Raw genomic sequence first — 24,691 nt, forward strand, 5'->3', positions numbered from 1 at the left:
CGGTCACGATGTCTTCTTCGCCTGACCCCCGCACCACCACCGCCACGGGAGCCGACGTGCGCGTCCGGTTCTGCCCGTCGCCCACCGGCCTCCCGCACGTCGGGCTCATCCGCACGGTGCTGTTCAACTGGGCCTACGCACGTCATCACGGCGGCAGGCTCGTGTTCCGGATCGAAGACACCGATGCCGCGCGCGACAGCGAGGAGAGCTACCAGCAGCTGCTGGAGGCGCTGCGCTGGCTCCAGATCGACTGGGACGAAGGCGTCGAGGTCGGGGGTCCGCACGCACCCTACCGCCAGTCGCAGCGTCATCACATCTACCGCGAGGTGCTCGACAAGCTCATCGCCGCGGGCGCGGTGTACGAGAGCTACTCGACGCCCGCAGAGATCGATGCGCGCAACGAGGCCGGCGGCCGTGCCAAGCAGCTCGGGTACGACAACTTCGACCGGGACCTCACCGAGGAGCAGAAGGCCGCGTACCGGGCCGAGGGTCGGGAGCCCGCGTGGCGCCTGCGCGTGCCGGATGAGGACCTCACGTACGTCGACCTCATCCGCGGCGAGGTGACGTTCCCCGCCGGCTCGTTCCCCGACTTCGTTCTCGTGCGCGCGGGCGGCGTGCCGCTGTACCCGTTCGTGAACCCCGTGGACGACGCGCTGATGGGCATCACGCACGTCATCCGCGGCGAGGACCTCATGCCCTCGACGGCGCGCCAGCTCGCGCTGTACAGCGCGCTGGTGGACGCGGGCATCACGACGTTCATCCCGCGCTTCGCGCACATGCCGCTCGTCCTCGGCGAGGAGGGGAACAAGAAGCTCTCGAAGCGCGATCCGAAGGCCGACCTGTTCCTGCAGCGCGAGAAGGGCTTCATCCACGAGGGCCTGCTGAACTACCTGGCACTGCTCGGCTGGTCCATCAGCCACGATCGCGACGTGTTCTCGCTCGAGGAGCTCGTCGCGGCCTTCGACATCGCTGACGTGAATCCGAACCCGGCGCGCTTCGACCAGAAGAAGGCCGAATCGATCAACGGCGACCACATCCGGATGCTGCAGCCCGACGACTTCGCTGAGCGTCTGGTGCCGTATCTCGCCGCCGCAGGTGTCGTCGAGGAGGACCCGACGCCCGCACAGCGGGCGACGCTGGTCGCCGCTGCCCCGCTCGTCCAGGAGCGGATGCAGCTGCTCGGCGATGCGCCGGGCCTGCTGGGCTTCTTGTTCACCGACCGGGTGACGTACCAGGACGACGCCCTGGCGTCCCTCCCGGCGAACGCGGGCGAGGTGCTCCGGGCCTCGGCGACGGCCCTCGAGAGCGTGCCGGACACCGACTTCACCGCGACCGCCGTGCAGAACGCCCTTGCCGGCACCCTCGTGTCGCCGGTCGAGGAGGGCGGGCTCGGGCTGAAGCCTCGCGTGGCCTACGGGCCGCTGCGCGTGGCGCTGAGCGGACGCCGCGTATCGCCGCCGCTCTTCGAGTCGATGGAGCTCCTGGGCAAGGCGGAGTCGCTCCGTCGTCTGACGGCCCTCGCCGACGCGCGCGGCTGACGGCCCGGTTTGGAGCAGGTCCCCCGGTCGCGTAGACTCTATCTTCGGCACGGCTTCGGCTGACAGCCTTGGGGTATGGTGTAATTGGCAACACGGCTGATTCTGGTTCAGTTGTTCTTGGTTCGAGTCCAGGTACCCCAGCCACCGATACAACCCCCGCTCGGCGGGGGTTTTTCGCGTTCGCGACCCGCTTCTGAGCGCACTGATTCCACACCGGTCGACGTGACGCAACCCCCTGGGGCGTGGCGGCGGCGCGCGTAGCCTTCGTGAGAGGTTCGAGGGGACGACGCGTGACTACTCCTTCCGCCCTCGTCGCGGATCGCTACCGGCTGGTGAAGATGCTGGGCGCGGGCGGCATGGGCATCGTGTGGCAGGCCTGGGACACCCGGCTGCGGCGGCCGGTCGCACTGAAGATGCTGCGGACGCAGCCCGAGCTGACGGACGAAGAGCGTCAGGTCGCCACCGACCGCGCCATGCGCGAGGCGCAGATCACCGCCGGCCTTCATCACCCCCACGCGGTCACCGTCTTTGACGTCGTCGAGCACGAGGACCAGCCGTGCATCGTCATGCAGCTGCTCGAGTCGACGCCGCTGTCGGAGCTCCTCCGCGAGCACGGCACCTTCTCGCCCGCACAGACAGCCCGTATCGGCGCGCAGGTCGCGTCGGCGTTGGCGGCTGCGCACGAGCTGAAGATCGTCCACCGCGACGTCAAGCCCGGCAACATCCTCATCACCGCCGACGGCTCGGCGAGGATCAGCGACTTCGGCATCTCGCACGCCCTCGGGGATGCGACGGTCACGGCGACCGGGGTCATCCACGGGACACCCGCCTTCCTCGCGCCGGAGGTCGCGCGCGGACTTCCCACCAGCTTCGCGTCGGATGTGTTCTCGCTCGGGTCGACCCTGTACACGATGGTGGAGGGGGAGCCGCCGTTCGGCAGCGACCGGAACTCCATCGCGCTCCTGCACCGCGTGGCCAAGGGGGGATACCCGGCGCCGAAGCACGCGGCCGATCTCGCACCGCTGCTGCGCAGGATGCTCGCCCCACAGCCCAAGCGCCGGCCGACCATGGCGGCGGTGGCCGGCGCGCTCGCCGCCTTCCCGCAGGAGCCGGCCGTCGACGGCGACGTCGCGCGTGGCCTCATCGCGCTGGGGTTCGACGCCACCACCGTCGGGACACCGACTGCCGACGTGGTGGGCGACCGACCCGACGACCCGCCTGACGGCCCGGCGACGGATGCCGCGCCTGCGGTCTCGCCCGCGGTCGGACCCGAGCCGCTTCCGCCCACCCCGCCGACGATCCCCGCCTGGCTCCTGGGCGATGAGGAGACCGCAGGACCCGGCGCAGCCCCCGCCGTGCAGTCGACGGCACGGCTGCCGACCCGGCCGACCGTGCCCGTCGACCGACCGACCCGGTACGAGGCTCCGACCGCCGAGACCGAGCCTCTCCGCCCCGCCGCCTCGACAACGACGGCTGCAGCCACGCCGCAGGCGGCGGGTCCCGGCGAGGCGACCGACGCGCGAGTGCCGCAGCAGACCCGTCGTGGTCGCACCGCGATCCTCGTCGGCCTCCTGATCCTCGTCGCGGCGCTCGGCCTCGGCGCCGCGTTCCTCCTGATCCCGGCGGCGGACGACGGGCAGGTGGCGGGCCCGGCGGCATCGCGCACCGCGGAGGCGACGCCGTCGGAGAGTCGCACGCCGACGGCGACCCCGGAGCCGGAGGCCCCGGAGCCGGAGCCCCCGGAGCCCACGGCGGAGGAGGCGCCTGCACCGGCCCCGGTGGCTCCCGAGCAGCGGGTGGTCGACACCATCGCGGGGTACTACGCGATGATGCCGGCGGATCGGGACAGCGCCTGGCCGCTGATGACCGCGGACTACCAGGAGAACCATGCCGGCGGCCGCGGTGGGTACGAAGCGTTCTGGTCCGGCGTCTCGGACGTGACAGTGGCCGACGTCATCGCCACCGGTCCCGACACCGGCCAGGCGACGCTGACGTACTACTTCGCGGACGGCCGCGTGGTGGATGAGGTGACCGCGTACCGCTTCGTCGACGACGGGGGCGTCCTGAAGATCGCGGCGACCGAGGTGCTCAGCAGCGGCGAGCGCTGACGCGGGCCGGCGCACCGCAGCAGGTCGGGATCAGCGAGGGCGGTCGGAGACGACCTCGGCCGCGGCATCCCGCCCCAGCGCGAAGTAGGCGGGATCGTCGTCGCTGTGCGCGAGGAGCATGAGCGCGACGGCGGCGGCCCAGGCGTGCGCCCGACGCCAGGTGGCGAGGTCGTATCGCTCCCCGGTCGCGGCGCGGAAGCGCGCACGCCCGCCGGCGTCGAACGCGAGCCACGCCACGGCCAGGTCGTAGGCGGGGTCCCCGGCGGTCACGTCGCCGAAGTCGATGATGCCGGACAGCCGGCCGTCGCGGACCACGAGGTTGCCCGGGTGAAGGTCGCCGTGCAGCCAGACCGCCGGTCGCATCCACGGCGCGGCGGCGACGCCTGTGCGCCAGACCGCGTCGAGCGCCTGCGCGGACGCGGTGCTCAGCGTTTCCGCGGCGCGCAGGACGGTCAGGCGCTCGGCCACGGCGTCCGACCGCGTTTCGAGCGGAACTCCGCGGTAGGGATTGAGCGGGTACCCGGGGGGCGCCTCGACGTGGAGCGCCGCCAAGGTGCGCGCCAGCGTCTCGGCCCAGGCGCCGCGAAGGGAGACCGGCTCGTCCATGGCCCTCGCGCCCTCGATCCACGGGACCACCGACCATGCCCACGGATATCCGGCGGCAGGGCTCCCGGCGACCAGCGGCGCGGGCACCCTCACACCCGATGCGGCGAGACGCTCGGCGATGCCGGGGAGCACGAGCTGCTCATGCAGCACCAGCGGCGCGGCGGCCGCACGACGAGGCAGTCGCACCGCGTGGCGGGCACCGAGCCGCCAGATCTCACTGTCCCAGCCTTCGGCGACCTTGGCGAGCGGCAGGGCGGACGCGCCCGGAATGGCCGCTTCCGCCTGCCCGGCGAGAAGGTCACGAATGAGGTCGCGATCGATGCGGACCTCTGCGGCGGGTCTGTCTGGCACTCGACGACGATAACCCGTTGCGTTTGTGTGGGAATGTGTTGTAATGTGTGGGAATCACACGAAGGAGTGCCTGAGATGTATGCGACGGAGCGCCACGAGCAGATCGAGTTGCTGCTGGCCGCACAGGGCCGCGTGAGCGTCGTCGACCTGGCCGAGCGCTTCGACGTCACCACCGAGACCGTCCGCCGCGACCTCGATCATCTGGAGTCCGCGGGTGCGCTGCGCCGCGTGCACGGCGGAGCCGTGGGACGCGAGCGCGCGAGCACCCGTGAGCCCTCGCTCGCCGAGCGCGAACGCCGCCATGGCAGCGCGAAGGCCGCGATCGGCCGGCGCGCCCTCGATGCGCTCGGCCCGCACTTCAGCGGATCGGTGTTCCTCGACGCCGGCACCACGACCGGGGCCGTCGCGGCGGCACTCGCGCCGCGGCTGGCCACGACGCACATCGAGGTCGTGACCCACTCGCTGACGCTCGGGCACTCGCTCGCGGGCGCCCCCGGCGCGTCCCTCTCGCTGATCGGCGGACGGATCCGCGGCTTGACGGCGGCGGCCGTGGGCGCCGACACCGTGCGCGCGATCGGGTCCCTCCGTCCCGACGTCGCCTTCATCGGCACGAACGGGGTCTCCGCTCGATTCGGACTGAGCACTCCCGACCCCGACGAGGCCGCCGTCAAGCGCGCGATCGTGCGGGCCGCGCAGCGGGTCGTCGTCGTCGCCGATGCCGACAAGCTGGGCGCCGAGCTGCTCGTCGGATTCGCGCCGCTCTCCGACATCGACGTGCTGGTGACGGATGCCGCGCCCGACGCGGATCTCGCCGTTGCGCTCGCAGACGCCGAAGTGGAGGTCTGGCTCTCATGATCGTCACACTCACCGCCAACCCGTCGCTCGACCGAACTGTGACCCTTCCCGCCCCTCTCCGGGTCGGCGACGTCCAGAGCGCCGCGTCGGCGCGCGAGGATGCCGGCGGCAAGGGGATCAACGTCGCCCGGGTCATCACGGCGGCGGGGGAGGAGTGCCGGGCGGTGCTGCCGCTGGCCCCCGGGGATCCCTTCGAGGCGGTCCTCCTCGGCGCCGGCCTGGTCACGCGCCGTGTGCCGATCACCGGTCGCGTGCGGGCGAACATCGCGATCACGGATCCCGCGGGCGTCACCACCAAGCTCAACCTGCGCGGCGCAGCCCTGACCGACGACGACGCGACCGCCGTGGTCGACGAGGTCGTGGCGGCGTCGGCCGGCGCCCGATGGCTCGTGCTTGCCGGCTCGCTCCCGCCCGGGGCGCCCGACGACTTCTACGTCCGCGTCATCCGCGCGGTCCGCCGTGCCCTCGACGCGCACGCGCCGCTCATCGCCGTCGACACCTCCGGGGCCGCGCTCGCGGCGGTGGTGGCTGCCGGCGCACCGGACCTCATCAAGCCGAACGACGAGGAGCTCGCCGAGCTCGCCGGCGCCGACCTCACCGACGCCGACGTGTCCGCCGTCGCCGAGGTGGCGCGCACGCTGGTGCCGGCGAGGGTCGGAGCAGCCCTCGTGACGCTGGGCTCGCGCGGCGCGGTGCTTGTCCGCCGCGACGGAACCTGGGCGGCGACGCCGCCGCCGATCCGAGTGGTGAGCACCGTGGGCGCGGGCGACAGTTCGCTCGCCGGTTTCGTCTTCGCAGACAGCCGCGGTGCCGCCGCCGAAGACAGCCTGCGCCTCGCCGTCCGCTACGGGGCGGCTGCGGCCTCCCTTCCCGGAACCCAGGCGCCCACCCCCGCAGACCTTCCCACCGGCGACGTGCCCGTCACGCGCCTGCCCTGAACCACCACCCCACCCGACCGCAGGAGGTCACCGTGTCCGACACCATCACGACAGGCCTGGTGAGCCTGGACGCCCCGCTGGGGCAAGACAAGTCCGCCGTCATCCGCTCGCTCGCCGCACGCGTGGTCGCGCAGGGGCGCGCGACCGACGCCGAGGCGCTGTACGACGACGCCTGGGCGCGCGAGCAGAAGGACGAGACCGGTCTGCCCGGCGGCATCGCCATTCCGCACGCCAAGAGCGCTGCGGTGACGACGCCGTCGCTCGCCTTCGCGCGCTTGAAGCCGGGAGTCGACTTCGGCGCCCCGGACGGCCCCGCAGACCTGGTCTTCCTGATCGCCGCTCCGGCCGACGCGGCGGAGGCCCACCTGGCCGTGCTCTCGAAGCTCGCCCGAAGCCTCATGCAGGATGACTTCACCTCCGGTCTTCGCGGTGCCGCGACGGACAACGAGGTCGTGGCGATCGTGCAGGCGGCGATCGGCGAGGGCGGTGCCTCCGCTGCGCCTGCGGCCGCCGCGCCTGCGGCCGCCGCGCCTGCGGCAGCCGCCCCTGCGGCAGCCGCAGCCGGCACGAGCGTGGACGGTCAGACCGCCCGTATCGTCGCAGTGACCGCCTGTGCCACCGGTATCGCGCACACCTTCATGGCCGCCGACGCGCTCACCGCCGCAGGCAAGAAAGCCGGGGTCGACCTCGTCGTCGAGCCCCAGGGATCCAGCGGATACCAGGCGCTGCCCGATCACGTCATCCGCGACGCGGACGCGGTGATCTTCGCGACCGACGTGGACGTGCGCGAACCGCAGCGCTTCGCCGGCAAGCCGGTGGTGCGCTCGGGCGTGAAGCGCGGCATCGAGCAGCCTGGCCAGCTCATCGCCGAAGCGCTCGCGGCGGCCAAGGACCCGAATGCGACGCGCGTGAGCGGCGAGGCCGCCGCGGCGACCGCGGCTCCCGCTGAGACGATGTCGTGGGGCGCCCGCATCCAGCGGATCCTTCTCACCGGCGTGAGTTACATGATCCCGTTCGTCGCCGGCGGCGGCCTCCTCATCGCGCTCGGCTTCCTGCTGGGCGGCTACAACGTCACCGACAACGCCGCGAACGTCATCGTGCAGAACTCGCTGTGGGATCTTCCCACCGAAGAGATCACCTCCAACTACGGCCCGCTCGGCCAGTACCTGGGCTCGGTGTTCTTCATGATCGGCGCGACGTCGATGGGCTTCCTGGTGTCGGCGCTGGCCGGCTACATCGCCTTCGCCATCGCCGACCGTCCCGGCATCGCCCCCGGCTTCGTCGCCGGCGCGGTCGCCGTGCTGATGAACGCCGGCTTCATCGGCGGCATCGTGGGCGGCCTCCTGGCCGGTGTGACGGCGTGGTGGATCGGATCGTGGAGCGTGCCCCGGTGGCTGCGCGGCCTGATGCCGGTCGTGATCATCCCGCTCATCGCTTCCATCGTGGCCTCGGGCCTCATGATCCTGTTCCTCGGGCGCCCCATCGCGACGCTGATGGAATGGCTGAACGTCTGGCTCACGGACCTCGCCGGCACGGCGGGCATCGTGGTGGTGGGCGTGATCCTCGGCCTCATGATGTGCTTCGACCTCGGCGGACCCATCAACAAGGTCGCGTACGCATTCGCCGTCGCGGGCCTGGCCGCAGGATCGCCCGAGAACCCGACGCCGTACTACATCATGGCCGCGGTGATGGCGGCCGGCATGGTGCCGCCGCTGGCGATGGCGCTCGCCTCCACCGTGCTCGCGCGCAACCTGTTCCCTCCCGTCGAACGAGAGAACGGCAAGGCGGCATGGCTCCTGGGCGCGGCCTTCATCTCGGAGGGCGCGATCCCGTTCGCCGCAGCCGACCCGCTGCGGGTGATCCCCGCCTCCATGGTCGGAGGTGCGGTGACCGGCGCGCTCAGCATGGCGTTCGCGGTGCAGTCGCTCGCCCCGCACGGCGGCGTGTTCGTGCTCTTCGCGATCAACCCCATCTGGGGCTTCCTGGTGGCGATCGCCGCCGGCACCGTCGTCACGGCGCTGGTGGTCATCGCACTCAAGAAGTGGGTCGGCCGCAAGGAGCTCGAGCAGGCAGAGGCGGTCGAGATGGCGGTACCCGTGGCGGCCTGAGGCCCGCTCAGACAGAATCGGAGACGTCGGCCGGTCGAGTCCGACGCAGACAGGAGAGAACAATGGCAGAACGTCAGGCCACCATCGCCAGCAGCTCCGGGCTGCACGCGCGCCCCGCGAAGCTGTTCGTGCAGGCGGTGCAGGCCCAGCCCGTCCCCGTCACGATCGCCGTCGACGGCGGCCCGGACCTCAACGCCGGCAGCATCCTGTCGCTGATGGGCCTGGGCGCGTCTCAGGGGACGGTCGTGACGCTCAAGGCCGAGGGTGAGGGCGCCGACGAGGCCCTCGACGCGCTGGTCGCGCTCCTGGAGACGGATCTGGACGCACAGTAGGAGGCAGTCCCGGCGCGAAGCCGGGAGGATGTGACGACGGATGCCGCGGGTCGAAGCCGCTGCGGCATCCGTCGTCCGCGTCTCAGGGGATCAGATGTCGGTGCCCTGGGATCAGATGTCGGTGCCCTGCCCCGGGTCGAGCACGATCAGCTCGCCGCCGTCCCGCTCGACGGCCCACCGCAGGCGCGATCTGCCCATGTCCCGGCCCGCGACGGAGAGGGTCATGTCGTGCGTGCCGAAGACCCGTCGCGGGGCGACGGCGAGCACGAAGTCCATGGCTTCGCCGATCTTGAGCCACGGGGCCCCCACCGGGGCGGCGAGGAGCTTCACGTTGCGGCCCTGGGGTACCGCATAGGAATCGCCGGGGTAGTAGAAATGGTCGTTCACCAGCACGCCGACGTTGTCGACGACGGGAATGGACTCATGGATGACCGCGTGCCGCCCCCCGAAGAACTCGAGGCGGAACGGATCGAGCTCGACGACCTCGCCGGGGTGCACGATGGTGATGTCGTACCCGGCTGCGGCCTTGGCCACGCCCTCGGGGGCGTAGATCGGGGTGCCCGGGAAAGTGCCCAGGATGCGGTCCAGGTGATCGGGGGTCCAGTGGTCAGGATGCTCGTGCGTGATCACGATCGCCGCGACCCCCTCGAGCTCGCCCAGCGGTGCCGTGAACGACCCGGGGTCGATCACCAGGCTCTTCCCGGCGTCGACGAGGGTGAGGGTCGCGTGCTCGAACTTGGTGACTCGCATGCGTCGAGTCAACCGTCCGCGGGGCGGGCGGGCAAGCGGGAGGAACCGACGTCCTGCGGGACCGCACCGATTTGGAGCCGCATCGGCCGCCATGGCATAATCGAACGGTTGCCTGAACGGCCCCATCGTATAGCGGCCTAGTACGCCGCCCTCTCACGGCGGTAACGCGGGTTCGAATCCCGCTGGGGTCACCAGTCAGGCAACATCGTCGCAGCCGGCGCTGCGGCAGCGCTGTACGGCCCCATCGTATAGCGGCCTAGTACGCCGCCCTCTCACGGCGGTAACGCGGGTTCGAATCCCGCTGGGGTCACCATGACGAAGAGCCCCCGGTCCTGACCGGGGGCTCTTCCGCATTCCCGCTCTGCGCCGGCGCCGGGCACGTCACGCGCTCCGCTCGTCCGCGACCTCCTCGGGGGCGGCGTCCGGCTGCCGGGCTCTCGCCTGGCGGCGCCCGCGCACGAGGCGCACGACGCCCCACACCAGCAGCCCGGCCGCCGCGGCGACGAGCAGCCACGGGATCAGGAAGCCGATCGCCACGACGATGCCGTTCAGAGTCGCGACCAGCCCGTTCCACCCGGCCGCGAGACCGTCGCCGAAACCGGCGGGATCGGCCGTGACGACCTCGACATCGGGCAGGACGGTCACCGACAGGGTGGACATCTCCACCTGATCGTCCAGCATCTCGAGCTGCTGCTGGTAGGACTCCAGCTGCGCCTGCCGCTCGGAGAGGGCGGTCTCTGCGGCCAGGAGGTCGGCGACGCTCTCCGCCTGGGCCATCAGGTCGATGAGCCTGTCGACGGAGGCCTGGGCCGCGTCGATGCGCGCCTCGAGGTCGACCGTCTGCTCCGTCACGTCCTGCCGGTTGATGCCGGAGGCGGTCACCTCGCCGACGTCGTCCAGCTCGCTCACGACCGCGGCGAGCTCGTCCGCGGGGATGCGCACGGTGATCCAGGCCCCATCGGTCGGAACCGGTTGCGGGTACGGGTACGAGCTGTCGCCCACGATACCGCCGTCCATCGGCTCGACGGGGTACACGCTGCCGTCCCGGCCGACGCTCATCGACTCCACGTACCCGCCGTGCGCGACCGCGGAGTTGCCGATCGACCGCGCCGCGGCATCCACGTCGTCGACTGTCACGGTGGCGGTAGCGGTGGTGATGATGTCACGGTCGGCCTGCGTCGCACCGGCGGCGCTGTCAGCGCCGCCGTCCGGTGCCACGGCGAGTCCCGACGTCCCGCGGGACTCCTCGGAGGACGCGTCGAACGCCGTGCCGTCCTCCGAGCCACCGGGCATCGCCGGGGCGACGGCGGACTGGTCCGACGCGCCGCCGGCGACGCCGACGAGCTGCCCGACAGAAGGGGCGATCACCGCCGCGACGACGATGACCGCGGCCGCAGCGCCGCCCGCGACCCAGAGACGGCCGCGGCGGCGCCCGCGCGCCGACCGCTGCGATCGCTCGCGGGCGATGTCGGCGAAGAGCGCGTCCTCGATCTCGTCGATGCGCTGGTCACTCAGTGAGGGGAGGGCGGCCGGGGTTCCGGCTGCCGGCTGGTCGGTGCTCATGTGCTCTCCTTGACGACGGTCCGCAGTCTGGTGCGGATGCGGGAGAGACGATTGCGGACCACTCCGTGCGCCACGCCGAGCTCGTCGGCGGCGGCCTGGTACGCGTAGCCCTCGGTCGCGCACAGCCGGAAGATCGCACGGTCGAGGTCGCTGAGCCCGGCGACCTCGCGGAGGATCGCCTCCGCGAGGCGCTCGTCGATCACCTGCTGCTCCACGTCCACGGTCGAAGGAACGCTCTCGTCGGCGGGTGCCGCCGTGTGCTCGCGGTCGCGCCGCTGCCTCCGGACGCGGTTGGCGCACTGGAATCGGCAGATCGTGGCGAGCCACGGCAGCAGCGACTCTCCGGCGAGATCGAAGCCCGGAAGCTTCCGCCATGCCACGAGGAACGTCTCCTGCGTCACCTCCTCGGCGTCGGCGGGGTTGCCGACGAGGCCGTGCGCCAGCCAGTAGACCGGCCGGACGTAGGCGCGGTACAGGGCACGGAACGCACGCTCGCTGCCGCCCGCGGCCAGCGCCACGAGTTCGGCGTCGCCGGCCGGAGTCTCGCCTTCCATCCCCACCCTCCGCATTGTCTCTCACCGTGTCAGTGTCCGCACGGCCCGGATCGTCTCACGGGCGCGGGCCGCGGCATCCCGGCTGTATCCTTGTGCGAGCGAAGGGGAGTATCCCGTCATCGCGCATCCGTCATCACGGGTCCCGACAGTGCGACCCCGGGTGCGCACCGCAGGCCGCGGCCCGCGGGGGAGAGACTTTCGGCGTCGACCGACCCCTTCTTCTCCCCGCTCCGAAAGGCCCTGAATGGACCTGGTTCTCCCGCTGTGGTTCGAGATCGGATCCCTCGTGGTCCTCTCGCTCATCCTCCTGGCCGATCTGCTGCTCATCCTGAAGCGACCGCACATCCCGTCGACGCGCGAGTCGACACTCTGGGTCGTGTTCTACGTGACGCTGGCGCTGATCTTCGCGGGCATCATGTGGATCGTCGCCGGACCCGAGTACGCCGGGCAGTTCGTCGCCGGCTGGCTCACGGAGTACAGCCTGTCGATCGACAACCTCTTCGTGTTCGTGCTGATCATGAGCCAGTTCGCGGTGCCGCGTCGTTACCAGCAGGAAGTCCTGATGGTCGGCATCATCATCGCCCTCGTGCTGCGCGGTGTCTTCATCCTCGTCGGTGCCGCGGTGATCGAGCAGTTCAGCTGGGTCTTCTACATCTTCGGCGCGTTCCTGGTGTGGACCGCGTGGCGCCAGGCCTTCCCGGGCGGTGATCACGACGACGACGTGAAGCAGGAGGCCTTCGTCGTCCGCGTGCTGCGCCGCACCATCGACATCAGCGACCACTACGACGGCGCGAAGATCCGCACGGTCGTGAACGGCAAGAAGATGTGGACGCCGATGGTCATCGTCTTCGCCGCGATCGGCGTGACCGACCTGCTGTTCGCCATCGACTCCATCCCGGCGATCTTCGGCATCACGCAGAGCGCGTTCATCGTGTTCACGGCCAACATCTTCGCGCTCATGGGCCTCAGGCAGCTGTACTTCCTCCTCGGCGACCTGCTCGATCGCCTCCGTTACCTGCACTACGGAATCGCGTTCATCCTCGCCTTCATCGGCCTGAAGCTCGTGTTCCACGCCATGCACGTCAACGAGCTGCCGTTCATCAACAACGGCGAGCACATCGAGTGGGCGCCGGAGATCTCGACCTGGATGTCGCTCGCGGTCATCGTGGTGTCGATGGCGGTGGCGACGGTTGCGAGCCTCGTCGCCTCCGCGCGCGACAAGAAGGCCGCGACGGCGGACGCCGCCGCCGCCGTCGTCGCGGACGAGAAGGGCACACCCCCCACTGTCGAGCAGCCGCACCACGACGACCGCCGCTGAGCGCCGGGCGGGCGGCGGGTCGGTGGTAGCCTGAGCACGTGCGGATCGCTCGCCTTCTCCTTAGCGGCCGCGACGAGTCCTAGTTCCCAGGCCTTTCTCGTCGCGGAGTTCGTCGCGGGCCCCACCCATGCGGGCACAGTCCCAAAAGGAGAACGACAGACATGAGCACCATCGCCGCGTCCGGCAGCGCCGGCATCCCCGAGCGTCCGCGCACGCTGGCCGAGAAGGTCTGGGACGACCACGTCGTCGTGCAGGGCGAGGACGGCCAGCCCGACTTGATCTACATCGACTTGCACCTCGTGCACGAGGTGACCAGTCCGCAGGCGTTCGACGGCCTGCGGGCGGAGGGGCGCCCGGTGCGGCGCCTCGACCTCACGATCGCGACCGAGGATCACAACACCCCGACCCTCGACATCGACAAGCCCATCGCCGACCTCACCAGCCGCACCCAGATCGAGACGCTCCGCCGCAACGCCGCCGAGTTCGGCGTCAGGCTGCACTCGCTCGGTGACAGGGAGCAGGGCATCGTGCACGTCGTGGGCCCTCAGCTGGGGCTCACCATGCCGGGCATCACCGTGGTGTGCGGCGACTCCCACACCTCCACCCACGGCGCGTTCGGTGCCATGGCGTTCGGCATCGGCACCAGCGAGGTCGAGCACGTCCTGGCGACCCAGACGCTGCCGCTGAAGCCCTTCAAGACCATGGCGATCACGGTCGAGGGCGAGCTGAAGCCCGGCGTCACGGCCAAGGACATCATCCTCGCCGTCATCGCCAGGATCGGCACCAACGGCGGCCAGGGCTACGTGCTGGAGTACCGGGGCAGCGCCATCCGGTCCCTTTCGATGGAGGGCCGCATGACGATCTGCAACATGTCGATCGAGGCGGGAGCCCGCGCGGGCATGGTCGCCCCCGACGAGACCACCTTCGCGTACCTCGCGGGGCGCCCGCATGCGCCCCGCGGCAAGGACTGGGAGGACGCCGTCGCCTACTGGCGCACACTGCCGTCGGACGAGGGTGCCGTGTACGACGCCGAGGTCTTCCTCGACGCGAACCAGCTCGAGCCCTTCGTGACCTGGGGCACCAACCCCGGCCAGGGCGTGTCGCTGAGCGGGTCGGTGCCGGCGCCGGAGGACTTCGCCGACCCGAACGAGCGCGCCGCGGCCGAACGAGCGCTGGAGTACATGGATCTGCAGCCGGGCACGCCGCTCAAGGAGATCGCCGTCGACGCCGTCTTCATGGGCTCGTGCACGAACAGCCGGATCGAGGATCTGCGAGCGTTCGCATCGATCGTCGCCGGCCGCAAGAAGGCAGAGAGCGTGCGCGTCATGGTTGTCCCGGGGTCGGCACGCGTGCGGCTGGAGGCCGAGGCTGAGGGCCTGGACAAGGTCTTCGAGGAGTTCGGCGCGGAGTGGCGCTTCGCGGGGTGCTCGATGTGCCTGGGCATGAATCCCGATCAGCTCGCGCCGGGGGAGCGGTGCGCCTCCACCAGCAACCGCAACTTCGAGGGCCGCCAGGGCAAGGGCGGACGCACTCATCTGGTCTCGCCGCTGGTCGCCGCCGCGACCGCCGTGCTGGGCCGACTGGCCAGTCCGAGCGATCTTCCCGCGCCCATCCCGGCCGGCGCGCGTGGAACGGAGGCCTGACATGGAGAAGTTCACGACGCACACCGGCATCGCCGCTCCCCTGCGCCGCTCGGCGGTCGACACCGACCAGATCATTCCCGCGGTCTACCTGAAGCGGGTCACGAAGACCGGCTTCGAGGACGCGCTGTTCTCCAGCTGGCGTCAGGACCCCGACTTCGTGCTCAACCAGCCGGCGTACGCCGGTGCCAGCATCCTGGTGGCAGGCCCGGACTTCGGCACCGGCTCCAGTCGCGAGCACGCGGTGTGGGCGCTGCGGGACTACGGCTTCAAGGTCGTGCTCAGCCCCCGGTTCGCCGACATCTTCCGCGGCAACGCCGGCAAGCAGGGACTGGTCGCCGGCGTGATCTCCGAGCCCGACCTGGAGGCGGTATGGGCCGCGATCGAGGCGGCCCCGGGGGCGAGGATGACGGTCGACCTCGAGGCGCGCACCGCCACGGTGGGCACCCTGGAGCTCCCTTTCGAGATCGATGATTACACTAGGTGGCGGCTTCTCGAAGGGCTCGACGACATCGGGCTCACGCTGCGCAACGAAGAGGCGATCGCACAGTTCGAGGCTCGCCGAGAGGCGTGGCGGCCGCGGACGCTTCCGGTTCCGTAAGCCGGGTCGGATGCCCCACCAGGGCGCCCGACCGCCGCAGACACCCTCGAGCAACCAAGTGAGGACCATCGGATGAAGCCACTTCTGAATGTCGCCGCAGGCGAAGGCGCAGCTGCGAAGACGGGGGAACAGGAAGTGACGGGCGAAGTCCTCGCGATCCGGGGCGGGCGGCCGCTCACGGGCCGCGTTGAGGTGAAGGGCGCCAAGAACCTCGTCACCAAGGCGATGGTGGCGGCTCTGCTCGGCGAGACGACGAGCGTCCTGCGCGACGTCCCGGACATCAGCGACGTCCAGGTCGTCCGGTCGCTCCTGGAGGTTCACGGCGTGACCGTGACGGAGGGCGATGAAGAGGGCTCACTGGTCTTCGATCCCAGTGGGGCGGTGTCGGCGCATTTCGAGGAGATCGACGCGCACGCCGGCGCGTCCCGCATCCCCATCCTCTTCTGCGGTCCGCTGCTGCACCTGCTCGGCGAGGCGCTGATCCCCGACCTCGGCGGCTGCCGCATCGGCGATCGGCCCATCAACTTCCACATGGACGCGCTGCGCGCGTTCGGCGCGATCGTCGACAAGAGCTACGAGGGCATCCGCATCACGGCTCCCGACGGCCTCCACGGCGCGAACATCGAGCTGCCGTACCCCAGCGTCGGCGCCACCGAGCAGGTGCTGCTCACCGCCGTCCGCGCGAAAGGGGTGACGGAGCTGCGCAACGCGGCCATCGAGCCGGAGATCATGGACCTCATCGCGGTGCTGCAGAAGATGGGCGCGATCATCTCGTACGAGCCCAACCGCGTCATCTTCATCGAGGGCGTGGACTCGCTGCGCGGCTACGATCACCGGGCGATCTTCGACCGCAACGAGGCTGCCTCCTGGGCCTGCGCGGCCCTCGCCACCGACGGCGACATCTTCGTCGGGGGCGCACGTCAGCAGGAGATGCTGACGTTCCTCAACGTCTTCCGCAAGGCCGGCGGCTGGTTCGACGTCCGCGAGGACGGGATCCAGTTCCGACGGGGCGGGCCGCTGAAGGCCGTCATGGTCGAGACGGACGTGCACCCCGGCTTCATGACCGACTGGCAGCAGCCGCTCATCGTCGCGCTGACGCAGGCCGCGGGCACCTCCACGGTCCACGAGACCGTGTACGAGAACCGCCTCGGCTTCACCGACGCGCTCAACCAGATGGGCGCGGACATCGTCGTGCACCCGCACGGCCTCGACACGGCGAACCGGCGCGTCCCGCGGCGTGCGCTCGAGCAGGCCGCCGTCATCAACGGGCCGACTCCGCTGCACGGCGCGGATGTGGTGGTCCCTGACCTCCGGGGCGGATACAGCTACGTCATCGCCGCCCTCGCCGCCGAGGGGGAGTCCATCGTCCGCAACGTCGGCATCATCCGCCGCGGCTACGAGAAGTTCTTCGCCAAGCTCGACATGCTCGGCGCGGACTTCGACGTCATCGGATAGCCCCGTGGCGCCCACCCGCCCGCGCGCGTCCGCGGAGAAGTCCCGCCCGAGCATCTTCTGGCCTCTCGCCGCGATCGTCGTGCCGCTGGTGGGGCTCATCTTCAAGGTCGAGCTGGAGGGCGCCGAGAAGCTGCCCCGAGAGGGCGCGTACGTGCTCGCCCCCAATCACGTGAGCGAGATCGATCCGCTGGTCGTCGCCGTCGCGGTGTGGCGCGCCGGACGCGCGCCGCGCTTCATGGCGAAGGAGAGCCTCTTCCGGACGCCGGTGCTGGGCGGGATCCTCCGCGTGACCGGAATGATCCCGGTCGCACGCGCGTCATCCGCGTCCGCGGCCCGCGCGACGCTCGAAGCCTCGCAGACGCTGGCGCGCAGCCGCCGGGGCGTCATCGTCTATCCCGAGGGCACCCTCACCCGCGACCCGGATCTCTGGCCGATGCGCGGCAAGACCGGGGCGGTGCGTCTGGCTCTCGCGGGTGGCATCCCGGTGGTCCCCATGGCGCAGTGGGGCGCCCAGCAGGTGCTGCCCCGCTACGGCAAGCTCAAGCTCTGGCCACCCCGCCGCCGGGTGCGGGTGATCATCGGAGACCCGGTCGACCTGTCGGCGTTCGCGGGCGCGGCCTCATCGCAGACCGCCCTGGTGCAGGCGACAGACGTCGTGATGGACGCGATCTCGCAGCTCCTCTCCGGGCTGCGGAGAGAGCCGGCGCCGGCTGAGCGGTGGAACCCGGCCGACCACGGTCAGAAGGAGACGGGGCGCCTTGAGCCGTAGGCACGACGCCGCCCGCCCGCGCGTCGTCGTCGTCGGCGCGGGAAGCTGGGGCACCACATTCGGCAAGATCCTCGCCGATGGCGGCGCCCACGTCACCATGTGGGCCCGACGCCCGGAGCTGGCGAGCGAGATCCACGAGGCCAAGCGCAACAGCGAGTACCTCCCGGGCATCAACCTGCCCCGCACGATGCATGCCACGCACCACCTGTCCGAGGCGCTGGACGGCGCCGACCAGGTGTACCTCTCGATCCCCAGTCAGGCGGTGCGCCAGAACCTCAAGGCCGTGCGACCGCTGATCTCGCAGTCCGAGGCGCCCATCGTGTCGCTCATGAAAGGCGTCGAGCGCCGCACCGGCCTGCGGATGAGCCAGGTGATCGAGCAGGAGCTGCACTGCGATCCCGCCCGCATCGCGGTCGCATCGGGGCCCAACCTCGCCCTCGAGATCGCCCGCGAGCAGCCCACCGCCGCCGTCGTCTCCTCGACCAGCCAGGAGACGGCGGAGGCCGTCGCGCGCCTGGCCCGCAACCGGTACTTCCGCACGTTCGTGAACACCGACGTGATCGGCACCGAGTTCGGCGGCGTGCTGAAGAACCTGATCGCGGTCGCGATCGGCATCGTCGACGGCGTGGGGTACGGCGAGAACACCAAGGCGTCGATCATCACGCGGGGGCTGGTCGAGATGACCGACTTCGCCGTTGCCTTCGGTGCTCAGGAGGAGACGCTGCAAGGACTGGCCGGCCTCGGCGACCTCATCGCGACGTGCCAGTCGCCCCTCAGCCGCAACAACACCGCCGGCCGGCTGCTCGGCCAGGGCTATCGCTTCGACGACGTCGTCAAGCAGATGAACCAGACCGCGGAAGGGCTGGCGTCTGTCGCCCCCATCCTGCAGCTGGCGCGCGAGGTGGGCGTGCAGATGCCCATCGTCGAGCAGGTCAAGATGGTGCTCGACGGCACCATGAACCCGCGGGACATCGCGCCGCACCTGACGACCGACGACGACACCCCACAGGGCGAGAGGACGACGAATGGACAAGCCGGCGGTGGCGGTGCTCTTTGGCGGTCGATCCAGCGAGCACTCGATCAGTTCCGCAACGGCGGGCGGGGTGCTGCGGGCGATCGACCGTGACCGCTACCGGGTGATCCCCGTGGGGATCACCCGTGAGGGGGCGTTCGTCCTCGAGGACGACGAGCCCGCCAAGTTCGCCCTCGACGCCGAGCGCCTACCCGAGGTGGCCGACAACGGCACCCGCGTGCTCTGGCCCGAGGGGGCCGGCGACCGCATGCTGCGCGTGCGCCGTGGCGACGGATCGGTCGACGAGCTGGGCGAGGTGGATGTCGTCCTCCCGATCCTCCACGGCCTCCATGGCGAGGACGGCACGGTGCAGGGCTACTTCGACACGCTCGGCATCCCGTACGCGGGTGGCGGGGTGCTCGATTCGGCGCTGTGCATGGACAAGCACTTCATGAAGATCGTGCTCGCCGCGGCCGGCGTGCCGGTGTCGCCGTCGGTGACGGTCACCCGCGTCCGGTGGGAGCGCGATCCCGACGCGGTGAGGGCGGATGCCGCGGCTCTCGGCCAGCCCACCTTCGTCAAGCCGGCACGCGCCGGATCGAGCGTCGGCGTGTCGAAGGTGCACGACGCGTCCGAGCTCGACGACGCGCTGGCGCTCGCCTTCGCCGAGGACGACAAGGTGCTCATCGAGGCGGCGATCGTCGGTCGTGAGGTCGAGGTCGCCATCCTCGAGGGGCGGGGCGGCGGCGCGCCGCGCGCCTCGCTGCCCGGAGAGATCGTGCTGACCACGCGCGAGTTCTACGACTTCGAAGGGAAGTACCTCGGCGGCGACGGAGCGGAGGTCGTGTGTCCGGCCGACCTCACGGACGACGAGATCGCGCGCATCCAGCAGCTCGGCGTGCGCGCGTTCGAGGCGGTCGACGGCAAGGGTCTGGCGCGGGTGGACTTCTTCCTGTCCGCTGACGGGCTGTACGTCAACGAGCTGAACACGATGCCCGGATTCACGCCGATCTCGATGTTCCCCAAGTGCTGGATCGCCTCGGGCATGTCGTACCCGCAGCTCATCACCGAGCTGATCGACACCGCTCTCGAGCGCGCCGGCGTGTAGGCGCGGCCGGGTCAATCCTCCGCGGAGTCGGCGCCGGGGAGCAGTTCCTCGGTCAACGTGCACTCGCTCTGCACGGTCGTGCCTCCCAGCACCGCCGTCTCGGCGAGCTGGGTCAGCACCTCGTTGGGCGACACCGACTCGTTGTCGATGAACACCTCGACCGCGGGAGTGCGACCGTACGTGGTGACGAGGTACCGCGGCGCCTGCGACTCATCGACGATCCAGTCGACGCCGCCGAGGGTGATGCACCTCGCCTCGGTGGGCCCGGGCTCCTCGACCCCGCAGCGCAGCAGGACGGCCGACGGCTCGCCCCAGGCTCCGGTCGCCTGGGCGTCGGTCCACCGCCGGGGCTGGCCGTCGACCGTGCCCGGCAGTCGCACACTCACCTCTGCGCACGCGGCGTCGTTCGCCTGCTCCGCCGGCTCGAGGTCGACGGTCGTCGAGCAGCCGGTCAGGCCGATCACCGCTGCGGCGGTGAACGCGGCGGCCAAGACGGAGGGAACCAGACGCACACCTCCAGGCTAGCCGTCGGAAGCCGCGCCACCTCCCCTCGGCGACGCCACCGCCGGACGAGTGCCGCGACGGTAGCGTGGTCGCGTGCATGACGACCGCAGCGATCCGACCGTGGGCGAGCTGAGCGAGGGTGCCGTCCTCCGCCGGATCCTCGACCGCCTCGGCGCATCCGGGGCGATCGTCGGACCCGGCGACGACGCGGCGGTGCTCGCCGCCGCCGACGGTCGGGTGGTGGCGTCTGTCGACACCCTGGTCCACGGGCCGGACTTCCGCCTCGCCTGGACGAACGGATTCGACCTCGGCTTCAAGGCGGCGGCCGTCAACCTCGCCGACATCGCCGCCATGGGCGCCACCCCCACCGCACTCCTGGTGGCGCTCGCGATGCCCGACGCCACGCGGCTGTCGTTCGTGACCGACCTGGCCGACGGCCTGCGCGCCGCGTGCCGTGAGCTCGCGCCGGGCTGCCGCGTCGAGGGCGGCGACCTCACGGTGTCCGACACGCTCACCGTCGCCGTCACCGCGCTCGGCGCCCTCGCCGGCCGCGCGCCGGTGCGCCGTTCGGGCGCGCGGCCGGGCGATGTGGTGGCGGTGGCGGGCGGCCTCGGGCACGCCGCGCGGGGTCTTCGCCTTCTGTTCGAGCGGTTCACGGATGCCGCGGGGGCACCGGTCCCCGTCGACGAGACGGTCCTCACCGCGGGCGAGCGCGATGACCTCGCCGCGCAGCTGCGTCCTTCGCCCCCGATCGGCCTCGGCCCGGAGGCGGCGGACGGCGGCGCGACAGCGATGATGGACGTGTCGGACGGGCTCGTGCTGGACGCGTCACGCCTGGCGGCGGCATCCGGCGTCACCATCGCGCTCGAATCCCCGCTGCTCGGTCGGGAGGCCGCAGACGCGCTGGGGGGAGGGGAAGACCATGCCCTGCTGGCGACGTTCCCGGCGGAGCGTCAGCTTCCGCAGGGTTTCCGTCGCATCGGGAGCGTCCTGCCGCACGGCCGGGTGGCGGTGCTGGTGGATGGTCGCCCGCACGAGGGTCGCGCAGGATGGGACCCGTACCGCGACTGGGACGCGGGAACCGGCTGACGTCAGCCGCGCGACGCCGGGGCCGCCCACCACAGCGCGGTGTCGCCGTAGCGCTTGGAGCGCGCGGCGACCAGCCCCGCGGGGAGAGCGGGCTCCGGAGAGCGCGAGCCGCGTTCGATGATGACGTCGGCGTCCGCGGAGAGCAGCGGCGCCAGCAGACTCAGCGTCGCGGCCAGCGCGGCCTCGCCGAGGTCGTACGGCGGGTCGAGGAACACGAGGTCGAACGTGCGCTTCGCCGACGCGAGGTACGCATCGGCCGACGCGCGGTGCACGCGGATCGCGGTATCCGGCCCGAGCGCCCTGGCCACCCGGCTGGCATTGCGCTGGGCGACCCCTGCCGCGCGCGCCGACTTCTCGACGAGATCCGCTGATGCCGCGCCCCGGCTGACCGCCTCGAGGCCCAGCGCTCCCGAGCCCGCGTAGAGGTCGAGCACGGCGGCGCCGGACAGCGCTCCGGTGGACTCGAGCGAGCCGAACAGCGACTCGCGCACGCGGTCGCTGGTGGGCCGGGTGCCGGCGTCGGGCACCTCCAGCGCGAGGGACCCCGCGCGGCCGGCGATGATGCGCGTCACCCCCTCACGATATCCGCCGGACCCGGGCGCCGCCGCCTATGATCCGAGTGGGGGAGAGATGCGCGATCGATGGGGGAACGGCATGGACCGCAGCACACGCAGGCTTTCTCGGGCGGCGACAGCCGTCGTCGCGGCGGCGCTCGTCCTGACGGGCTGCGCGGGGGGCGGGGGCTCGCCGACGGCCTCGCCGACGGCGAGCGCGACCACGACGCCGTCGCCGTCGCCGTCGCCGACATCCACGCCGTCATCGTCACCGAGTGAATCCGCTGCGGTCACGCTGCCCACGGACTGCACCGCTCTCGGCAGCCCCCAGACCTGGCAGGAGACGGTCGGCGACATGACGCTCCAGAGCGACGGCGAGGGTTTCGTCCGGCCGGCGCCCGACGGGGCGACGCTGGCGCTCGGCTGTGACTGGATCGTGGGCGATGCGACCGGCGTGCTGCTGCTGATCAGCACTGCGATGCCGGACGCGGTGTCGGCTGCGGTGGCGACGCTTCCGGAGCAGGGCTACACGTGTCAGGTGTCCGACGACTTCGGCGCGGACTTCTGCGTCCTCCCGGGCGAGGGGACCGACGCCGAGGAGATGATCGTGGCGAGGGAGGGCGTGTGGATCTACATGTCCACCGTTAACCGGGACGGTCGGGCGCTGCTCTCCGAGATCGTGCAGTCGGTCTTCGGATCCTGACCGGTCGTCGCAACGGCACGTCCCGGGTCGAATCTAGACTTCTCGCGTGACCTCCTTCGCGCTGGACTCGCGTCTGGGCGGCGCCATCGGCGGGAAGACCGCGGCGGCCCTCGAGCGCGCGTTCGGCATGTCGACGGTGGGCGACCTGCTCGTGCACTATCCACGGCGTTACGCACGTCGCGGCGAGCTCACGCAGATCTCGTCGCTCCCGGTGGGCGAGGCGGTGACGATCGTGGCCGAGGTCAAGCGGGTGAACGAGCGCCGCATGAAGAACCGCAACGGGACCCTCCTCGAGGTCCTCATCAGCGACGGCAACGGCGACCTCTCCCTCACGTTCTTCAATCAGGCCTGGCGGGTGAAGGACCTGCGGCCCGGTCGCCGCGGCATCTTCGCTGGCAAGGTCGGTGAGTACCGGGGCGCGAAGCAGCTCGCGCACCCCGACTACGAGCTGTTCGAGGACGAGGCGCAGGCGCGCCTCACCGCGGAGGCCAACGCGAACCTGCCGATCCCCATCTATCCGGCCACCAGCACCGTCGCCAGCTGGCAGCTGCAGAAGATCGTCGAGCTCGTGCTGGACGGCCTCGGCGAGGTGCCCGACCCGCTTCCCGACGCGCTGCGTACGCGGCACGGACTGCTCGATGCGCGGACCGCGATCCAGTGCATCCACCGCCCGGAGTCGTTCGCGCAGATCGAGCCGGCGCGGGCCACGCTGCGCATGCAGGAGGCGTTCGTCCTGCAGGTCGCCCTGCTGCAGCAGCGCCAGTTCGTCCGCGCGCTGTCGGCGACGAAACGGCCACCGGGCGAGCTGCTGGAACGCTTCGATGCGGCCTTGCCCTTCCCGCGCACGCCGGATCAGGTGAGCGTCGGCGACGACATCGCGCGCGACCTGCAGGGCGAGTGGCCGATGAACCGCCTCGTGCAGGGCGAGGTCGGCTCCGGCAAGACGCTCGTCGCCCTCCGTGCCATGCTCCAGGTCGCCCAGAGCGGCGGACAGTCCGCGCTCATCGCTCCGACCGAGGTGCTGGCGGCACAGCACGTGCGCTCGATCGCGAAGATGCTCGGCCCACGGCTGGCTCCCGAGCTCATGCCGACGCTGCTCACCGGGCAGCTCCCGGCCGCCGAGCGGCGCCGGGCGGCCCTGCGTGCGGCGTCCGGGCAGGCCCGCATCGTCGTCGGGACCCATGCCCTGCTGAGCGAGAGCACCACGTTCGCCGACCTCGGGCTGGTGGTGGTGGACGAGCAGCATCGCTTCGGCGTCGAGCAGCGCGAGTCGCTGCGGGCGAAGGGCTCATCGCCGCACGCCCTGGTGCTCACGGCCACCCCGATCCCCCGCACCGTCGCCATGACCGTGTTCGGCGACCTCGACGTGTCGACGATCCGCACCATGCCCGCCGGTCGCGCCGGGATCGAGACCTACACCGCCCCGCTCGCGGAGCGTCCCGGGTGGTTCGGGCGGGTGTGGGAGCGCATCGCCGAGGAGGTGGCGCAGGGGCGCCAGGCGTTCGTGGTGTGCGCGGCGATCGACGCCGAGGCCCTCACCAAGGACGACACCGCGGACGAGCTGCCCGGCGACACCACAGGAGAGACGGGCCGCACGCGGTGGGGCGTCGTGCAAGTGGCGGACCTGCTGTCGAGGCATCCGTCTTTCGAAGCGATCCGCGTCGAGATCCTGCACGGCAGGATGCCCTCGGACGACAAGGATGCCGTCATGCAGGCCTTCGCCCGGGGCGAGGTCGACGTGCTCGTCGCGACGACCGTCGTCGAGGTCGGCGTCGATGTGCCCAACGCCTCCACGATGGCGATCCTCGAGGCCGACCGGTTCGGCGTCTCTCAGCTCCACCAGCTGCGCGGCCGTGTCGGACGCGGGGGTGTCCCGGGGCTGTGCCTGCTCGTCACCGAGGCGCCGCTCGGCACGCCCGCCCGCGAGCGCGTCGAGGCCGTGGCCGCGACGCTCGACGGGTTCGCGCTGGCGGAGGTCGACCTCGAGCTGCGCGGCGAGGGTGACGTGCTGGGCGATGCGCAGTCCGGGGCGCGGTCGTCGCTGCGCCTGCTGCGCGTCGTGAAGGATGCCGACATCATCGCCGAAGCCCGCATCGCCGCCGAACGGGTCATCGCCGAGGATCCGGCGCTCCGCTCGCACGCAGGGCTGGCCGCGGCGCTCGAGCGTGATGTCGGTCGTGCCGAGCGTGCCGCGCTGGCGAAGAACTAGCGCGTCAGCCGGTCGCTGTGCCGCCC

Annotated in this window: 23 protein-coding genes and 3 tRNA genes; 20 read left to right on the plus strand and 6 right to left on the minus strand. The window is 71.4% G+C overall.

Annotated features, from left to right (window positions below):
• Nucleotides 1-8: 8 nt before the first annotated feature.
• The 3 genes from gltX to IR212_RS06670 all read left to right on the plus strand — a co-directional run bounded on the left by gltX (nucleotide 9) and on the right by IR212_RS06670 (nucleotide 3,646).
• Nucleotides 9-1,538 (plus strand): glutamate--tRNA ligase, encoded by a 1,530-nt coding sequence (gltX, locus tag IR212_RS06660; protein WP_194398151.1) that lies wholly within the window; start codon nucleotides 9-11, stop codon nucleotides 1,536-1,538.
• 69 nt (nucleotides 1,539-1,607) lie between these two features.
• Nucleotides 1,608-1,682, plus strand: a tRNA-Gln gene (locus tag IR212_RS06665).
• Nucleotides 1,683-1,828: 146 nt separating this feature from the next.
• Entirely contained in the window at nucleotides 1,829-3,646 is a 1,818-nt protein-coding gene (locus IR212_RS06670; RefSeq protein ID WP_194398152.1) for a serine/threonine-protein kinase, read from the plus strand.
• 30 nt (nucleotides 3,647-3,676) lie between these two features.
• On the opposite strand, the gene IR212_RS06675 is transcribed toward IR212_RS06670, so the two are convergent.
• Nucleotides 3,677-4,603 (minus strand): aminoglycoside phosphotransferase family protein, encoded by a 927-nt coding sequence (locus IR212_RS06675; RefSeq protein ID WP_194398153.1) that lies wholly within the window; start codon nucleotides 4,601-4,603, stop codon nucleotides 3,677-3,679.
• Between the two features lie 75 nt (nucleotides 4,604-4,678).
• Between IR212_RS06675 and IR212_RS06680 the strand changes: the two genes are divergently transcribed.
• The 4 genes from IR212_RS06680 to IR212_RS06695 all read left to right on the plus strand — a co-directional run bounded on the left by IR212_RS06680 (nucleotide 4,679) and on the right by IR212_RS06695 (nucleotide 8,836).
• Nucleotides 4,679-5,458 (plus strand): DeoR/GlpR family DNA-binding transcription regulator, encoded by a 780-nt coding sequence (locus IR212_RS06680; protein WP_194398154.1) that lies wholly within the window; start codon nucleotides 4,679-4,681, stop codon nucleotides 5,456-5,458.
• The gene (locus IR212_RS06685) at nucleotides 5,455-6,396 is read left to right on the plus strand and encodes a 1-phosphofructokinase family hexose kinase (protein WP_194398155.1); all 942 of its coding nucleotides are present in this window, start codon (nucleotides 5,455-5,457) and stop codon (nucleotides 6,394-6,396) included. Before IR212_RS06680 ends, IR212_RS06685 begins: the two co-directional genes overlap by 4 nt.
• A 32-nt stretch (nucleotides 6,397-6,428) precedes the next feature.
• A complete protein-coding gene (locus IR212_RS06690; RefSeq protein ID WP_194398156.1) occupies nucleotides 6,429-8,504 on the plus strand; it encodes a PTS fructose transporter subunit IIABC in 2,076 nt (691 codons plus the stop codon).
• A 62-nt stretch (nucleotides 8,505-8,566) separates the two neighbouring features.
• Nucleotides 8,567-8,836: an HPr family phosphocarrier protein gene (locus IR212_RS06695; RefSeq protein ID WP_194398157.1), complete on the plus strand. Its 270-nt coding sequence runs from the start codon at nucleotides 8,567-8,569 to the stop codon at nucleotides 8,834-8,836.
• 111 nt (nucleotides 8,837-8,947) lie between these two features.
• On the opposite strand, the gene IR212_RS06700 is transcribed toward IR212_RS06695, so the two are convergent.
• Complete coding sequence (locus IR212_RS06700) at nucleotides 8,948-9,586, minus strand: MBL fold metallo-hydrolase (RefSeq protein ID WP_194398158.1); 639 nt, start codon at nucleotides 9,584-9,586, stop codon at nucleotides 8,948-8,950.
• Between the two features lie 118 nt (nucleotides 9,587-9,704).
• On the opposite strand from IR212_RS06700, the gene IR212_RS06705 reads away from it, so the two are divergent.
• Together IR212_RS06705 and IR212_RS06710 are read left to right on the plus strand one after the other, a co-directional pair.
• Nucleotides 9,705-9,780 (plus strand) — tRNA-Glu (locus IR212_RS06705).
• 43 nt (nucleotides 9,781-9,823) lie between these two features.
• A tRNA-Glu gene (locus IR212_RS06710) sits at nucleotides 9,824-9,899 on the plus strand.
• A 68-nt stretch (nucleotides 9,900-9,967) separates the two neighbouring features.
• Here the strand turns inward: IR212_RS06710 and IR212_RS06715 are convergent.
• Both IR212_RS06715 and IR212_RS06720 read right to left on the minus strand, forming a co-directional pair.
• Nucleotides 9,968-11,149: a DUF4349 domain-containing protein gene (locus tag IR212_RS06715; RefSeq protein ID WP_194398159.1), complete on the minus strand. Its 1,182-nt coding sequence runs from the start codon at nucleotides 11,147-11,149 to the stop codon at nucleotides 9,968-9,970.
• Nucleotides 11,146-11,703: an RNA polymerase sigma factor gene (locus tag IR212_RS06720; protein WP_194398160.1), complete on the minus strand. Its 558-nt coding sequence runs from the start codon at nucleotides 11,701-11,703 to the stop codon at nucleotides 11,146-11,148. Before IR212_RS06720 ends, IR212_RS06715 begins: the two co-directional genes overlap by 4 nt.
• A 244-nt stretch (nucleotides 11,704-11,947) precedes the next feature.
• Here IR212_RS06720 and IR212_RS06725 point away from each other — a divergent pair, with 244 nt between their 5' ends.
• The 7 genes from IR212_RS06725 (at nucleotide 11,948) to IR212_RS06755 (ending at nucleotide 19,606) form a co-directional block, all read left to right on the plus strand.
• Nucleotides 11,948-13,021, plus strand: coding sequence for a TerC family protein (locus IR212_RS06725; RefSeq protein ID WP_194398161.1), 1,074 nt, complete (start codon nucleotides 11,948-11,950; stop codon nucleotides 13,019-13,021).
• A gap of 161 nt (nucleotides 13,022-13,182) precedes the next feature.
• Nucleotides 13,183-14,664, plus strand: a complete 1,482-nt coding sequence (leuC, locus tag IR212_RS06730; RefSeq protein WP_194398162.1) for a 3-isopropylmalate dehydratase large subunit — start codon at nucleotides 13,183-13,185, stop codon at nucleotides 14,662-14,664.
• 1 nt (nucleotide 14,665) lies between these two features.
• Nucleotides 14,666-15,262, plus strand: a complete 597-nt coding sequence (gene leuD, locus IR212_RS06735) for a 3-isopropylmalate dehydratase small subunit (RefSeq protein ID WP_194398163.1) — start codon at nucleotides 14,666-14,668, stop codon at nucleotides 15,260-15,262.
• 72 nt (nucleotides 15,263-15,334) lie between these two features.
• Nucleotides 15,335-16,717 carry a UDP-N-acetylglucosamine 1-carboxyvinyltransferase gene (gene murA / locus IR212_RS06740; protein WP_228479518.1) on the plus strand — a complete coding sequence of 461 codons (1,383 nt, stop codon included), beginning with the start codon at nucleotides 15,335-15,337 and terminating at the stop codon, nucleotides 16,715-16,717.
• Between the two features lie 4 nt (nucleotides 16,718-16,721).
• Nucleotides 16,722-17,486, plus strand: a complete 765-nt coding sequence (locus IR212_RS06745) for a lysophospholipid acyltransferase family protein (protein ID WP_194398164.1) — start codon at nucleotides 16,722-16,724, stop codon at nucleotides 17,484-17,486.
• Entirely contained in the window at nucleotides 17,476-18,612 is a 1,137-nt protein-coding gene (locus IR212_RS06750) for an NAD(P)H-dependent glycerol-3-phosphate dehydrogenase (RefSeq protein WP_194398165.1), read from the plus strand. The genes IR212_RS06745 and IR212_RS06750 overlap by 11 nt, the downstream gene beginning before the upstream one ends.
• Entirely contained in the window at nucleotides 18,512-19,606 is a 1,095-nt protein-coding gene (locus tag IR212_RS06755; protein ID WP_194398166.1) for a D-alanine--D-alanine ligase family protein, read from the plus strand. Before IR212_RS06750 ends, IR212_RS06755 begins: the two co-directional genes overlap by 101 nt.
• An 11-nt stretch (nucleotides 19,607-19,617) precedes the next feature.
• Here IR212_RS06755 and IR212_RS06760 read toward each other — a convergent pair whose 3' ends face one another.
• Nucleotides 19,618-20,118, minus strand: a complete 501-nt coding sequence (locus IR212_RS06760; protein ID WP_228479519.1) for a DUF3515 family protein — start codon at nucleotides 20,116-20,118, stop codon at nucleotides 19,618-19,620.
• 85 nt (nucleotides 20,119-20,203) lie between these two features.
• Here IR212_RS06760 and thiL point away from each other — a divergent pair, with 85 nt between their 5' ends.
• Nucleotides 20,204-21,199 (plus strand): thiamine-phosphate kinase, encoded by a 996-nt coding sequence (gene thiL, locus IR212_RS06765; protein ID WP_194398167.1) that lies wholly within the window; start codon nucleotides 20,204-20,206, stop codon nucleotides 21,197-21,199.
• A 2-nt stretch (nucleotides 21,200-21,201) separates the two neighbouring features.
• On the opposite strand, the gene rsmD is transcribed toward thiL, so the two are convergent.
• The gene (gene rsmD / locus IR212_RS06770) at nucleotides 21,202-21,771 is read right to left on the minus strand and encodes a 16S rRNA (guanine(966)-N(2))-methyltransferase RsmD (RefSeq protein ID WP_194398168.1); all 570 of its coding nucleotides are present in this window, start codon (nucleotides 21,769-21,771) and stop codon (nucleotides 21,202-21,204) included.
• A 69-nt stretch (nucleotides 21,772-21,840) separates the two neighbouring features.
• On the opposite strand from rsmD, the gene IR212_RS06775 reads away from it, so the two are divergent.
• The 3 genes from IR212_RS06775 (at nucleotide 21,841) to IR212_RS06785 (ending at nucleotide 24,665) form a co-directional block, all read left to right on the plus strand.
• Complete coding sequence (locus tag IR212_RS06775; protein WP_194398169.1) at nucleotides 21,841-22,032, plus strand: hypothetical protein; 192 nt, start codon at nucleotides 21,841-21,843, stop codon at nucleotides 22,030-22,032.
• 76 nt (nucleotides 22,033-22,108) lie between these two features.
• The gene (locus IR212_RS06780) at nucleotides 22,109-22,456 is read left to right on the plus strand and encodes a hypothetical protein (protein WP_194398170.1); all 348 of its coding nucleotides are present in this window, start codon (nucleotides 22,109-22,111) and stop codon (nucleotides 22,454-22,456) included.
• Between the two features lie 46 nt (nucleotides 22,457-22,502).
• Nucleotides 22,503-24,665, plus strand: coding sequence for an ATP-dependent DNA helicase RecG (locus tag IR212_RS06785; protein WP_194398171.1), 2,163 nt, complete (start codon nucleotides 22,503-22,505; stop codon nucleotides 24,663-24,665).
• The last annotated feature ends 26 nt before the right edge of the window (nucleotides 24,666-24,691 follow it).

The sequence above is a fragment of the Microbacterium atlanticum genome (assembly GCF_015277815.1).
GTDB lineage: Bacteria > Actinomycetota > Actinomycetes > Actinomycetales > Microbacteriaceae > Microbacterium > Microbacterium atlanticum.

What these genes read in the sequence shown, in the direction of transcription:
- gltX (WP_194398151.1), top strand. Translation starts at nt 9, where the DNA reads ATGTCTTCTTCGCCTGACCCCCGCACCACCACCGCCACGGGAGCCGAC.
- IR212_RS06680 (WP_194398154.1), top strand. Translation starts at nt 4,679, where the DNA reads ATGTATGCGACGGAGCGCCACGAGCAGATCGAGTTGCTGCTGGCCGCA.
- IR212_RS06685 (WP_194398155.1), top strand. Translation starts at nt 5,455, where the DNA reads ATGATCGTCACACTCACCGCCAACCCGTCGCTCGACCGAACTGTGACC.
- IR212_RS06695 (WP_194398157.1), top strand. Translation starts at nt 8,567, where the DNA reads ATGGCAGAACGTCAGGCCACCATCGCCAGCAGCTCCGGGCTGCACGCG.
- IR212_RS06700 (WP_194398158.1), bottom strand. Translation starts at nt 9,586, where the DNA reads ATGCGAGTCACCAAGTTCGAGCACGCGACCCTCACCCTCGTCGACGCC.
- IR212_RS06715 (WP_194398159.1), bottom strand. Translation starts at nt 11,149, where the DNA reads ATGAGCACCGACCAGCCGGCAGCCGGAACCCCGGCCGCCCTCCCCTCA.
- IR212_RS06720 (WP_194398160.1), bottom strand. Translation starts at nt 11,703, where the DNA reads ATGGAAGGCGAGACTCCGGCCGGCGACGCCGAACTCGTGGCGCTGGCC.
- IR212_RS06725 (WP_194398161.1), top strand. Translation starts at nt 11,948, where the DNA reads ATGGACCTGGTTCTCCCGCTGTGGTTCGAGATCGGATCCCTCGTGGTC.
- leuC (WP_194398162.1), top strand. Translation starts at nt 13,183, where the DNA reads ATGAGCACCATCGCCGCGTCCGGCAGCGCCGGCATCCCCGAGCGTCCG.
- leuD (WP_194398163.1), top strand. Translation starts at nt 14,666, where the DNA reads ATGGAGAAGTTCACGACGCACACCGGCATCGCCGCTCCCCTGCGCCGC.
- murA (WP_228479518.1), top strand. Translation starts at nt 15,335, where the DNA reads ATGAAGCCACTTCTGAATGTCGCCGCAGGCGAAGGCGCAGCTGCGAAG.
- IR212_RS06755 (WP_194398166.1), top strand. Translation starts at nt 18,512, where the DNA reads ATGGACAAGCCGGCGGTGGCGGTGCTCTTTGGCGGTCGATCCAGCGAG.
- IR212_RS06775 (WP_194398169.1), top strand. Translation starts at nt 21,841, where the DNA reads ATGGGGGAACGGCATGGACCGCAGCACACGCAGGCTTTCTCGGGCGGC.
- IR212_RS06780 (WP_194398170.1), top strand. Translation starts at nt 22,109, where the DNA reads ATGACGCTCCAGAGCGACGGCGAGGGTTTCGTCCGGCCGGCGCCCGAC.